The sequence below is a fragment of the Micromonospora sp. WMMD812 genome (genome assembly GCF_027497215.1).
Classification (GTDB): domain Bacteria; phylum Actinomycetota; class Actinomycetes; order Mycobacteriales; family Micromonosporaceae; genus Micromonospora.
Genome location: NZ_CP114904.1, coordinates 3,560,926 through 3,572,951, shown reverse-complemented (window position 1 = coordinate 3,572,951; position 12,026 = coordinate 3,560,926). Strand labels below are relative to the sequence as shown.

The following is a 12,026-nucleotide window of genomic DNA, read 5'->3' as shown; positions in this document are numbered from 1 at the left end:
GCGGAGTGTGGGAGGCAGCATGCGGGCACGCACGAGGGAGACCCTGCAGGACCGCATCGTCGCCCTCATTCACGAGCGTCAACTCGCGCCCGGCGCCCCGATGCCGACCGAGCCGCAGTTGATGGATCTGCTAGGGGCCAGCCGCAACAGCGTGCGGGAGGCGATCCGCGCCCTGCAGGCGCTGGGCATCGTGGAGATCCGGCACGGCTTCGGCACGTTCGTGGGGCATGCGCCGCTGGACGTCCTCACCCCGTCGCTGACGTTCCGGGTGCGTACCCGGCCCGGGCACGGCGTACGGGCGCTGCACGATCTGGTGGCCGTTCGCGAGATCCTGGAGACGGGGCTCATCGCCTCGGTGGCGCTCGACGTCAGCGAGGCCCGCCTCGCGGCCCTGGACGCCCTGGTCACGGCGATGGCCAGGGACAAGGAGGCGGACCGGGCCTTCCACTCGTTGCTCTACGAGTCCTGTGACAACGAGTTGGTGCTCCAGTTGATCGGGCTGTTCTGGGACGTCTACCACGAGGTGGAGCCGGCGCTCGGGCCGCCCGAGGACCGGGCGGCGGACATCGTCGCCAATCACCGGCGGATCGTCGAGGCGCTGCGCAACCGCGACGGGAGCGGCGCCCAGGAGGCGATGCGCCGGCACTTCCGCGACGTCAAGGCCAGGATCGCCCGGGCCGAGCGGTGGCTCGCCGAGGCGGGTCAACAGCCGGCCTGATCTCTCCGGTCGAGGGTGGCGGGCCCTCGGCTGCCCCGCCGAGGCGAAGCGCGCCCACCCGGTGGCCGAGCGGTGAACTGCCCCTTCCGGACATCCCACGTCCCACATAGGATGACCGACGCCATCACCGTCGATCTGAAGGGCGCGACATGAGTGAAGGGCATCGAACACGGCACCCCGCCGGCTGGCGTGGGCCCCGCCGCCGCGCCGGCGTCCTGCTGGCCGTGGCCGGCCTGCTCGCCGGCACGCTGACCGCGCCGCAGGCGGCGGACGCGGCCGACGCGGGCGCCGTGCGGGCAGGCGCGGCCGATGCACGGCCCGGGGCGACCGGTGCCGCCCCGTTCGTCGACGAACAGGTGCTCTACGGGCAGGGCCAGTTCGGATACGCCTGCTTCCGGATCCCGGCAGTCGTCCGGGCGGCGAACGGCATGGTCCTGGCGTTCGCCGAGGGCCGGGTCGACGACTGCGGCGACGACGGGGACATCGACCTGGTGCTGCGCCGGTCCGCCGACGGCGGGCGCACCTGGGGTCCGCTCCAGGTGGTCGTCCAGGGCGACGGCCGGACCCGGGGCAACCCGGTGCCGATCGTCGACGAGCGCACCGGACGGGTCGTGGTGGTGGGCACGAGCAACGGCCCCGCCCCGTGCCCGAACGGCTGCGACCGCGACCCCTACCTGGTCACCAGCGAGGACAACGGCGCGACCTGGTCGCCGGTACGGGAGTTGACCGAGGCCAAGCGCCCGGAGTGGAACTTCTGGTACGCCACCGGGCCGATGCACGGCATCCAGCTCCAGCGTGGCCCGCACGCCGGGCGGCTGGTGGTCGGGGCCAGCTTCGAGAGCTACGACGGGGTGGGCCCGCACGTCTACGGCACGCACCTGCTCTACAGCGACGACGGAGGGCTGACCTGGCAGATCGGCGCGGAGACGTCCCGGGACGACGGCTCGGTGATCGCCCAGGAGGTGACCGTCGTGGAGCGGACGGACGGGCGGATCTACGCGCTGGCCCGGGAACGGGGCACCGACCCGGGGCACCGGGCGTACGCGCTCAGCAGCGACGGCGGGCAGACGTTCGACGCGCCCTTCCGGACCATCCCCGACCTGGAGATACCGGACGTGCAGGCGTCGCTGCTGCGGTTCGGCGCGACCGACGCCGGCCAGCGCCGGAACCGGATCCTGCTCTCGTCCCCCGCCCACCCCGTGGCGCGGGAGGTGATGACGATTCGTTCCTCCTTCGACGAGGGCCGGCGCTGGCAGGACTGGGACGAGGGCAAGGTCTTCCACTGGGGCCCGACCGCGTACTCGGACCTCGTCCGGCTGGACGGCGACGAGGCGGCGCTGCTGTACGAGGCGGGGCAGGCGAGCCCGTACGAGACCATCCGGTACGCCCGGTTCAACGAGGCCTACCTGGCGACCCCGAACGGTACGCCGCCGGGGATCCCGGGCCCGCCGGCGCCGGGACCGACCACGCCCGACATCTCGCACCATCGCAACCCGGCGTACGTCCGCGGCGGGGCGCAGCCGACGGCGGGCCGCTTCGGCGACGGGCTGGCCCTGGACGGGGTGGACGACCGGGTCGAGGTGCCGTTCGACCGCTCGATCGACCTCGGCGGTGGGGACTTCACGTTCGCGACCTGGATCCGGTACGCGGACACGACGGGCTCGCACGCCATCATGTGGGCGTACCGCACCGGTGGCGGCACGACCCCTCAGCTGTGGCTGCGGGCGGAGCCGGCCAGCAACCGGATCCGCGCACTGATCATGGTGGATCGCTTCAACGTATCGGTCTCCTCGCCGCAGGCGTACAACGACGGACAGTGGCACCATGTGGTGCTGCAACGGGTCGACGGCCGGCTGGTTCTGCGGGTCGACGGTGCCGAGGTGGCCGCGGCGGCGGTGCCGCCCGGATCCGTCACCGCGGGTAAGGAGTTCGGTGTGCAGGGCATCCACCTCGGGCAGCGGGTGGACGGCGTGGACCGCTTCCGCGGCACGCTCGACGAGGTCCGCCTGTACCGCCGGGCGCTGTCGCCCACCGAACTCGAGCTGATCCGCGAGCGGAACCTGCCGATCGGCGGCCAACTCGGCCTGCGGCTGCCGCTGGAGACCGTGCGCTGACCCGCTGCCGCCGACCGGCACCGCGGCGCCCACCAGACGGTGGGCGCCGCGGTGCGCCGGAGGACGAACCGATCAGGGAGGAACGCTGTGCTCACCGACTGGCCACTCGACACGCTGCGCGACTACCGGCCCGCCCGGACCGAACCCGACGACTTCGACGATTTCTGGACCGCGACGATCGGCGAGGCCGCGGCCGCCGCCTGGCCGGCCCGTCTCGACCCGTACGACGCGGGACTCGCCACGGTGGAGGTGTACGACGTCACCTTCGCCGGCTACGCCGGCCAGCCGGTACGCGCCTGGCTGCTGCTGCCCCGCCACCGGTCCGGGCCGCTGCCCTGCGTCGTCGAGTACATCGGCTACGGCAACGGCCGCGGCCTGCCGCACGACTGGCTCTTCTGGAGCGCCGCCGGGTACGCCCACCTCGTCATGGACACCCGGGGCCAGGGCGCCGCCGGCTCGTTGACCGGGGACACCCCCGACCCGGACCCGTCCGGGTCACCCCAGGCCAACGGCTTCCTCACCCGGGGCGTCACCGACCCCGGCAGCTACTACTACCGCCGCGTCTTCGCCGACGCGGTGCGGGCCGTCGAGACCGCCCGGCTCCTCCCGCAGGTCGACCCGACCCGCATCGTGGTGGCTGGCGGCAGCCAGGGCGGCGGGATCGCGCTCGCCGCGGCGGGGCTCGTCGACGGCCTGGCCGGGGTGCTCGCCGACGTGCCGTTCCTGTGCCACTTCCGCCGGGCGGTGGACATCACCGACGCCGGACCGTACGCCGAACTCGGGTCGTACCTCCAGACGCGCCGCGGCGAGGTGGACCGGGTGTTCCACACCCTCGGGTACGTCGACGGGGTGAACTTCGCCCCCCGGATCACGGCGCCGGTGCTGATGTCGGTGGCGCTGATGGACGCGGTCTGCCCGCCGTCGACCGTCTTCGCCGCTTACCACCACTGCGCCAGCGCGGACAAGGACATCGTGGTCTGGCCGTACAACCGGCACGAGGGAGGAGCCGCCTTCCAGCGGGTGGAGCAGCTGCGCTGGCTCGGCACGCGGGTGCCCGCCGGCGGCCCCTCGACCCCCTGACGCTCAGAGCAGCCCGGCGTCGGCCAGGTACCGGCCGACCCGGGCGGTCTCCTCGCTGTTCAGCGGCACCTGCGGCCGGGCGGTGGTCGGATGGTCGATGATCCCCCGCAGGTGCAGCGCCGCCTTGAACGCGCCGAGCGCCGACGAGCTCATCCCCATCCGGTGCGCTCCCACGAACACCAGCTCGAACATCCGGAACAGCCGCTCCTGCTCCGTGCGCGCCGCCACCCAGTCGCCCTTGGCCGCGGACTGGTACAGCCGCACGTAGCCGTCCGGGTCGACATTGCCCAGACCGGGCACGACACCGTCGGCGCCCATCCACAACGCCGAGTCGACGGTGAGCTCCGAACCGGTCAGCACGCTGAATCCGGTGAGGTCCGGCCGGTCCCGCCGGCCGAGCAGCAGCCCCCGCATGCCGGCGTCGTCGCCGCTGGAGTCCTTGACACCGGCCAGCACCCCGTCCGCGGCCAGCCCGAGCACCAGTTCCGCGCCGAGCTTGGTGTGCACCGACACCGGCAGGTCGTACGCGTACAGCGGCAGGCCGGTCCGCTCGGCGATGGCCCGGAAGTGCGTGTCGATCTCCACCGGGTGGGTGCGGGCGTAGAACGGCGCGGTGGCGACGAGCGCCGCCGCCCCGGCCTGCGCGGCGACCCGGGCGTGGTCCAGCACCCGTGGGGTGGTCATGTCGATGACGCCGGCGAGCACCGGCACCTGACCCGCGACGTGATTGACCACCGTGTCCAACACGGTCCGCCGGTGCCCGTCGGGCAGGAAGGCCACCTCGGACGAGGAGCCGAGCACGAACAGCGCGTCCACTCCGCCCCGGAGCTGGTGGTCGACGAGCCGGGTGAGCGAACGGGTGTCCACCTCGAAGTCGGGGGTCAGCGGGGTGCACACCGGGGGGATGACGCCGGTGAGTGCGGCGGCGATGGTCATGGACGCTCCTGTGCTTGGCTGATCAGTTCGAGGTCGGTGGCGCCGACCGGCACGGGGTGGTGACAGCGGAACAGGTGCCCGTCCGTCCCGCCCTGCGCCGCGGGAAGCTCACGGGCGCAGGTGTCGTCCGCCTTCCAACATCGGGTGCGGAACGGGCATCCGGACGGCGGCCGGGTCGCCGAGGGGACGAGGCCGGACAGCGGGATCGGGTCGATCGGCGAGAGCAGGCCCGGGGTCGCGGAGAACAGCGCCCGCGTGTACGGGTGCCGTGCCTGCCCGGGCACGGACCGGGCGGGGGCCTGCTCCACGATCCGCCCGAGGTACATGGTGACCACCCGGTCGCTCATCCGCCGTACCGTCTGGATGTCGTGCGAGACGAAGACCATGGCGAGCCCGAGCTGGTCCTTGAGGTCCAGCAGCAGGTTGAGGATCTGGGCCCGCACCGACACGTCCAGCGCGCTCGTCGGCTCGTCGGCCACCACCAGGTCGGGTTCCAGCGCCAGGGCCCGGGCGATGGCGACCCGCTGCCGCTGCCCGCCGGAGAGCTGGCCGGGCAGCACGTCGGCGGAGCTGGCCGGCAGTCCGACGAGGTCGAGCAGCTCACGGACCCGCCGCTCCCGGTCGCCCGCGGTGCCGCGCCGGTGCACATCCAGCGGGTCGCGCAGGATCTGCCGGACGGACAGGCGGCGGTTCAACGCGGTCGACGGGTCCTGGAAGACCATGCCGGTCGTGGCGCCGATCGTCCGGCGGCGCCGCGACTCCGGTGTCGCCCACACGTCCTGGCCCCGGAAGCGGACGGTCCCGGCGGTGGGGCGCTGCAGCGCGACCAGCACGCGGGCCAGCGTCGACTTGCCGCAGCCCGACTCGCCCACGATCCCGACCGTCTCCCCGGGCGCGACGGTGAGATCGGCGCCGGTCAGCGCGTACACCCGGTCGCGGGCGAAGATGCCGCCCGAACGGGCCCGGTGGACGACGTGCACGTCGGCGAGTTCCAGCAGGGGGGCACCTGCCGATCCGGTCGGGTTCACCGGGCCTCCGTTCCCGCCGTGAGCGGCTGGGTGAGCGTGATCGCCGGGTGGTGGCAGGCCGCCGCATGCCGACGTTGGTCGCCGACCAGGTCGGGGGCGACGGCGTGGCACACGTCGGTCGCCATGGGGCAGCGGTCGGCGAACCGGCAGCCGGCCGGGAAATCGGCGGGGGACGGGACGACGCCGCGGATCTGCGACAGCCGGGCCGCCCCGGATTCCAGGGACAGCACCGAACCGAGCAGCCCCCGGGCGTAGTGGTGGGCGGGTGCGCCCACCAGTTCGGTCGTCACGCCGGTCTCGACGATCTGCCCGCCGTACATCACCACGACCCGGTCGGTCACGTCGGCGACCAGGGCGAGGTCGTGCGAGACCAGGATCAGCGCGAAGCCGAGTTCCGCGCGGAGCCGCAGCAGCAGCTGGATCACCTGTGCCTGCACCGTGACGTCCAGCGCGGTGGTCGGTTCGTCGGCGATGATGAGCTTGGGATCCCGGGACAGGGCCATCGCGATGAGGACCCGTTGCCGCTGGCCGCCGGAGAGTTCGTGCGGGTAGGCGGAGAGCGTGCGGTCCGGGTCGAGCCCGACCAGTTCGAGCAGCTCCGTCGCGGTACGCCGGCCGCCCCGCCGGACGAGCTGCTTGAGCTGGGCGCGGACGGTCATCGCCGGGTTGAGCGACGAGAGCGCGTCCTGGTAGATCATGGCCAGGTCGTGGCCGAGGAGCCGCCGTCGCGCCGTGCGGGGCATGCGGAGCAGATCGGCGCCGGCGAACCGGATGGCGCCGCGGATCCGGGCCTCGCGCGGTTGCAGGCCCATGACGGTCAGGGCGGTCAGGGACTTGCCGCAGCCGGATTCCCCGACGAGCCCGAGCACTTCTCCGGGTCGGACGTCGAAGGAGATCCCGTCGACGACGTCCACGCCGTCATGCCGGCCGTCGAAGCCGATGGCGAGGTTGTCCACCTCGAGGATCGGCGGGCCGTCGGGCAGGGGGCGGGCCCGTTCGGCGAGCCGGCGGGCGGCTTCGGCGAGCCCGGGCAGTTCGGTGACCTCGCCCGATCCGGGTCGGGCCTGCTCGATCGTGTCGACGTCGCCGGCGCGCCGGGTCGCCGGGCGGCGGGCGGCCGGTGTGGCCCAGGCGTCGGAGATGCCCTCGGACAGGATGTTCAGGGCCAGCACGGTGAGCAGGATCAGCAGGCCCGGGAAGACGGTGGCCCACCACCCGCCGAGCAGCACCAGGTTCTTGCCATCGGCGATGACACTGCCCCAGGAGGGGTCCGGTGGGCGGACGCCCGCGCCGATGAAGGACAGCGACGCCTCGAACACGATCGCGTCGGCGACCATGACGGTGCAGAAGACCAGGATGGGCGCGGCGCAGTTGACCGCCACGTGCCGGACGAGGATGTACGGCGTACGGGCGCCGATGGTCTTCTCGGCGGCGACGTAGTCCTCGCCGTACTGGGCGAGCACGTTCGCCCGGACGATGCGGGCGACGGGCGGGGTGTTGAGGAACCCGATCGCGGCGACCAGGACGCCGACCCCGCCGCCGAACACCGCAACCAGGACGGCCGCCAGCGCGATGCCGGGGAAGGCCATGATCACGTCCAGGACGCGCATGACCCCTTCGTCCACCCACTTGCGGGAGGTGGCCGCGACGGCCCCGATCACCGACCCGGCCAGCAGCGCCAGGCCGGTCGCGCCGAGCCCGATGAGCAGTGACCACCGGGCGCCGTGCAGCAGGCGGCTGAAGATGTCCCGGCTGGCGCTGTCCAGGCCCATCCAGTGGGTGGCGGAGGGGCCGCCGCCGGCGGAGTGCTGGGTCAGCGGGGAGTGCGGCGCGATGATCGGGGCGAGCAGGGCGGCGAGGGCGACCACCACGAGGACCCCGAGCGCGACCCAGGACAGGGGCGGCAGCCGGCGGAATCCGATGCCGGGTCGGGCCAGCCGTTCGGTGAGTCGTCGACGCATCAGCCGGCACTCCTCAGGCGTGGGTTGACCAGTAGGTAGAGGACGTCGACGACGAGGTTGACCACGACGAAGCCGGTGGCGATGGTCAGCACGACGCCTTGCACGACGGCCGGGTCGCCGTTGGTCACGCCGTCGATCATCAGCTTCCCCATGCCGGGGAGGGAGAAGATCGTCTCGATGACCACCGCGCCGCCGAGGAGGTAGCCGACCCGCAGGCCGAGCACGGTGAGCGGATTGATCAGCGCGTTGCGCAGCACGTTGCGGCCGACCACGACGACCGGCGGCAGGCCGCTGCCGATCGCGGTGCGTACGTAGTCCTTGTCCAGCTCCTCCACCATCGACGTCCGGACGATCCGGGTGAGCTGAGCCGCGACGGGCAGCGACAGGGCCAGGGCCGGGAGGGTCAGCGACCGCAACCAGCCGGTGAAGGAGTCGGCCGGGTTGATGTATCCGCCGGTGGGGAAGAGGCCGGCGTCGACGGCGAGGTACTGGATCATCAGCAGGGCGAGCCAGAACGACGGTGCGGCGACACCCGTCAGCGACAACACCCGGATCAGCTGGTCCGGCCAGCGGTCCCGGAAGATCGCCGCGGTGACGCCGAAGACCAGGGCGGTGACCACGGCGATCAGCAGGCCGAGGAAGGTCAGCTGCAGGGTCAGCGGCAGCGCGGTGAGCACCGAGTCCAGCACGGGAGACTTGGTCAGGACGCTGGTGCCCATGTCGCCCTGCGCGAGGTCGCCCACGAACCGGACGTAGCGGACCGGCAGCGGATCCAGGAGGCCGTTCTCCAGTTGGAACTGGTGGATCTGTTCCGGCGTGGGGTTCGCCCCCTGGAAGTACGCGTACTCGGGCTTGTTCTCCGAGAACCGCATGACGATGAAGACGAACAGGATCACGCCCAGCAGGAGCGGGATCAGGATGAGCAGGCGGCGGACCAGCATTCTGGCGATGACTGCCACGGTGTGACTCCTCGGCGGGTGGGACGGCCGGGCCGGAGGTGCGGCCGGGCGGGCGGCGACGCTCCGGTCGCCGCCCGCCCCGCCGTCAGACGCGCTCCGCTTGGAGCAGGTTGATGCCCGGGTAGGCCTGCGGGCGGATGCTGGCGAGCCGCTTCGGGTCCCAGGCGGTCATCAGCTCGGTGTGCACCACCGGGTAGAGGACGGCCTGCTCGGCGATGACGTCCAGGTACTGGTGCGTCAGCGCGAGCTTGCGGGTCTGGTCCGGCTCCCGGGTCGCCTGGTCCATCAGCGCGAAGAGGCTCTTGGCCTCGGCGCTGCTGTCCCACTTGGTGTACTTCATCCAGGTGCCGCCGGGGGTGTAGTTGTAGCGGAGGATGAGATCGGCGTCGAGGCCGAACTGGTTGGGGTTCGACGCGGCCGCGACCACCTGGTAGTCCTGCGACTGGTCCATCTTGGTGAACAGCGCGCTGGTGTCCTGCGGCTGGAGGGTGGTCTTGACGCCGATCGCGTTCCAGGAGTTGGCGATGGTGGGGAGGCAGTCGGCGATCCAGCTGACGTTCACCGCCATGAGGGTGACCGACAGGTTGCTGACGCCGGCCGCGGCGAGCAGGGACTTCGCCTTCGCCGGGTCGTAGCCGTAGACCGTCTTCGCCTTGGCGTACGAGGGGTTCTGCTCGTTGAGGAAGCTCGTGGACGCGCTGCCGTGGCCCTTGAGCGCCACGTCGATCATCTTCCGCGTGTCGATGGCGTAGAGCAGCGCCTGCCGGACCCGCACGTCGTCGAAGGGCTTGGCGCCGGTGTTGAACATCAGGAACATGTGGTTCATGCCCTTGCCGCCCTCGACGGTGAGCCCGGACTTCTTGAGCTGGTCGATGTTGGCGTAGGGGATGTTGTCGGCGATCTGCGCCTCGGCGGACCCGCCGGAGATCTTCGCGACCCGGGCGGAGCTGTCGACGATCGACAACCAGTTCATCTTCTTGAACCGCGCCTTGCGGGGCCCGTTGTAGTCGGCGAAGGCCTCGAAGGTGCTGTTCGACTTGGGGTTGTGCGCGGTGAGCCGGTAGGGGCCCGACCCGACCGCCTTGCCGCCCTTGGCGGCGTCCCAGCCACCGGCGGCGCCGAACACGTGCTTCGGCATGATCTTGGCGATCGACAGGCGGCGCAGGGCGTCGGGGAACGGGAAGTGGAAGACGAGGTCCACACTCCGGTCGTCGACGCGCTTCACCTCCTTCAGCCAGGAGCGGAAGAAGGAACTGACCAGGGTGGACTTGTCGAGCACCCGGTCGAAGGTGAAGAGGACGTCGTCCACGGTGACCTGCTGGCCGTCGTGCCACTTCGCGCCCTCGCGCAGGGTGAAGCGCCAGGTGGTGGCCGCGGTGTCGGTGGGCAGCGCGGTGCCCAGCGCGGGGTAGGGCTCGCGGCTGACCGGGTCGGTCTCGACCAGCCCCTCGTAGATGTGGTTGTTGGCGGCCATGGAGAACGCCGAGGCCGTCATCGTCGGGTCCCAGCTCTGGTCGTTGCCGTAGCCGATGACCGCGGTGACCAGGTCCTTGTCGGTGCCCGCGCCCACCGAGCTGGTGGACGCCGGGCCGGACTGGCAGGCGGAGATGTTGGCGGTCACGACAGCCGCCGCGCCGAGCATCCCACTGAAGCGCAGGAAGTCTCGGCGGCTGTAGTGGGCGCGGGATACCGGGGCGCTCACGGTGCCTCCTACCGAGTTGAGGTGATTGACGTTACTGCTAGGACGTGGGACGTTCCACATCCCACCTCCCCGGTTAGGATGGAGGCTAGAGTGGCCGTGGCGACCGGGTCAAGGGAATGGGTCAGACAGGTTTCCCGGAGGTTTCGACCTCGTCCGGCTCGGTCGACGACCCGTCGGCCGGCCTGCGAGTCATAGGATGTCCAGCGGAAGGTTGAGCCTGACCATGAGCGTTGCCGACCGTCCCGTCCGCCCTCGAACGAGCCGCGCCGCCGAAGCGCGGGAGGCCGTCAAACGACTGATCCTCGACCGGGGCCTCGGCGTGGGGGACCCGTTACCCACCGAGTCGGAGCTGATGCGGGAACTCGCCATCAGCCGCAACTCCGTCCGCGAGGCGCTCAAGGCGCTGCAGGCCGTGGGCATCGTGGAGATCCGGCACGGCTTCGGCATGTTCGTCGGGCAGATGTCCCTCGGCGGGCTGGTCGACGAGCTGGCCTTCCACGGCCGGATCACCCCCGCCGGCGGTGGTCACCAGCTCGGCTATCTCATGCAGGTCCGGGAAGCGCTGGAGAGCGGGCTGGTCATCCAGCTCATCGAGCGGCACCGCGAGGCCGATCTGAGCGCGGCGGTCGACGTGCTGGACCAGATGGCCGCGGAGGCGCGCCTCGGGGCGGTCTCCCCGGAGACCGACCGGCTCTTCCACGACGTGCTCTACCTGCCGCTGCGCAACCCGCTCGTCGGCCAGCTGCTCGGCGCGTTCTGGGACGTCTACCACCAGCTGCGGCTGGACCTCGGCGCGCCGACCGAGTCGCCGGAGGAGGTCGTGCACCGCCACCGGGTGATCCACGAGGCCGTGGTCGCGGGCGACAAGGAGGCGGCCGTCATCGCCGTCCAAGCCCACTTCGACGGCGTACGCGAGCGGCTGGCGCGGCTGCGCGACCGGTCCTGACCCGGCGCGCCCGGTGGTCGTTCAGCGGGTCGGTTCCGGGTCGGTGACGTCGGCGACGGTGGCGCCCAGCACGTCCAGCGTCGTGTCCGCGTCCACCGCCACCGCCACCCCGTGCTCGCCGGCGCCGAGCGTGATGGTGCGGCCGCGCACCCGCTCGTCGGCCACCACGGGCCAGGCCGTGGTGGCGCCGAACGGGGTGATGGTGCCGCGCTCGTAGCCGGTGACGTCCTTGGCGGTGGCGGCGTCGGGCATCGACAGGCGACTGACGCCGAGCAGGGCGCGCAGCTTGGGCCAGGAGATGACCCGGCCGCCGGGGGTGAGCACGAAGAGGTGGTCGTCCGGGCCGCGTCGCACGACGATGGTCTTCACCACGTCGGGTACCTCGACACCGCGCACCGCCGCGGCCTCGGAGAGGCTGGTCGCCGGCCCGTGCCGGATCACCCGGTAGGGGAGGCCGGCGGCGTCGAGGGCGGCGAGCGCGGGGGACGACATGCCGTGCACGGTAACCCGCCGGGACCTGGCCGGAAGTGTGAAAAGGCCAACGTGGACAACCGGTGCTTCGGGCAACGAGGAGCGTACAGT

General features: G+C 72.0%; 10 protein-coding genes. 4 read left to right on the top strand and 6 right to left on the bottom strand.

Annotation, left to right across the window (positions count from 1 at the left end):
• The first annotated feature begins 19 nt into the window (after window positions 1–19).
• The 3 genes from O7603_RS16330 (at window position 20) to O7603_RS16320 (ending at window position 3,912) form a co-directional block, all read left to right on the top strand.
• The gene (locus O7603_RS16330; protein ID WP_281570665.1) at window positions 20–718 is read left to right on the top strand and encodes a FadR/GntR family transcriptional regulator; all 699 of its coding nucleotides are present in this window, start codon (window positions 20–22) and stop codon (window positions 716–718) included.
• A gap of 149 nt (window positions 719–867) precedes the next feature.
• Window positions 868–2,832, top strand: a complete 1,965-nt coding sequence (locus O7603_RS16325; protein ID WP_281570664.1) for a sialidase family protein — start codon at window positions 868–870, stop codon at window positions 2,830–2,832.
• Between the two features lie 87 nt (window positions 2,833–2,919).
• Window positions 2,920–3,912 carry an acetylxylan esterase gene (locus O7603_RS16320; protein WP_281570663.1) on the top strand — a complete coding sequence of 331 codons (993 nt, stop codon included), beginning with the start codon at window positions 2,920–2,922 and terminating at the stop codon, window positions 3,910–3,912.
• 3 nt (window positions 3,913–3,915) lie between these two features.
• Here the strand turns inward: O7603_RS16320 and O7603_RS16315 are convergent, their stop codons facing one another.
• The 5 genes from O7603_RS16315 to O7603_RS16295 all read right to left on the bottom strand — a co-directional run bounded on the left by O7603_RS16315 (window position 3,916) and on the right by O7603_RS16295 (window position 10,498).
• A complete protein-coding gene (locus O7603_RS16315) occupies window positions 3,916–4,848 on the bottom strand; it encodes a dihydrodipicolinate synthase family protein (protein ID WP_281570662.1) in 933 nt (310 codons plus the stop codon).
• Complete coding sequence (locus O7603_RS16310; RefSeq protein WP_281576567.1) at window positions 4,845–5,876, bottom strand: ABC transporter ATP-binding protein; 1,032 nt, start codon at window positions 5,874–5,876, stop codon at window positions 4,845–4,847. The genes O7603_RS16315 and O7603_RS16310 overlap by 4 nt, the downstream gene beginning before the upstream one ends.
• Window positions 5,873–7,837, bottom strand: a complete 1,965-nt coding sequence (locus O7603_RS16305) for a dipeptide/oligopeptide/nickel ABC transporter permease/ATP-binding protein (RefSeq protein ID WP_281576566.1) — start codon at window positions 7,835–7,837, stop codon at window positions 5,873–5,875. The genes O7603_RS16310 and O7603_RS16305 overlap by 4 nt, the downstream gene beginning before the upstream one ends.
• Entirely contained in the window at window positions 7,837–8,796 is a 960-nt protein-coding gene (locus O7603_RS16300) for an ABC transporter permease (RefSeq protein WP_281576565.1), read from the bottom strand. The genes O7603_RS16305 and O7603_RS16300 overlap by 1 nt, the downstream gene beginning before the upstream one ends.
• Before the next feature lie 85 nt (window positions 8,797–8,881).
• Entirely contained in the window at window positions 8,882–10,498 is a 1,617-nt protein-coding gene (locus O7603_RS16295) for an ABC transporter substrate-binding protein (protein WP_281576564.1), read from the bottom strand.
• 223 nt (window positions 10,499–10,721) lie between these two features.
• Between O7603_RS16295 and O7603_RS16290 the strand changes: the two genes are divergently transcribed.
• Complete coding sequence (locus O7603_RS16290) at window positions 10,722–11,444, top strand: FCD domain-containing protein (RefSeq protein WP_281576563.1); 723 nt, start codon at window positions 10,722–10,724, stop codon at window positions 11,442–11,444.
• A gap of 21 nt (window positions 11,445–11,465) precedes the next feature.
• On the opposite strand, the gene O7603_RS16285 is transcribed toward O7603_RS16290, so the two are convergent.
• A complete protein-coding gene (locus tag O7603_RS16285; protein WP_281576562.1) occupies window positions 11,466–11,936 on the bottom strand; it encodes a YbaK/EbsC family protein in 471 nt (156 codons plus the stop codon).
• Window positions 11,937–12,026: the final 90 nt, after the last annotated feature.

What these genes read in the sequence shown, in the direction of transcription:
- O7603_RS16285 (WP_281576562.1), bottom strand. Translation starts at nt 11,936, where the DNA reads ATGTCGTCCCCCGCGCTCGCCGCCCTCGACGCCGCCGGCCTCCCCTAC.
- O7603_RS16330 (WP_281570665.1), top strand. Translation starts at nt 20, where the DNA reads ATGCGGGCACGCACGAGGGAGACCCTGCAGGACCGCATCGTCGCCCTC.
- O7603_RS16315 (WP_281570662.1), bottom strand. Translation starts at nt 4,848, where the DNA reads ATGACCATCGCCGCCGCACTCACCGGCGTCATCCCCCCGGTGTGCACC.
- O7603_RS16325 (WP_281570664.1), top strand. Translation starts at nt 868, where the DNA reads ATGAGTGAAGGGCATCGAACACGGCACCCCGCCGGCTGGCGTGGGCCC.
- O7603_RS16290 (WP_281576563.1), top strand. Translation starts at nt 10,722, where the DNA reads ATGAGCGTTGCCGACCGTCCCGTCCGCCCTCGAACGAGCCGCGCCGCC.
- O7603_RS16305 (WP_281576566.1), bottom strand. Translation starts at nt 7,837, where the DNA reads ATGCGTCGACGACTCACCGAACGGCTGGCCCGACCCGGCATCGGATTC.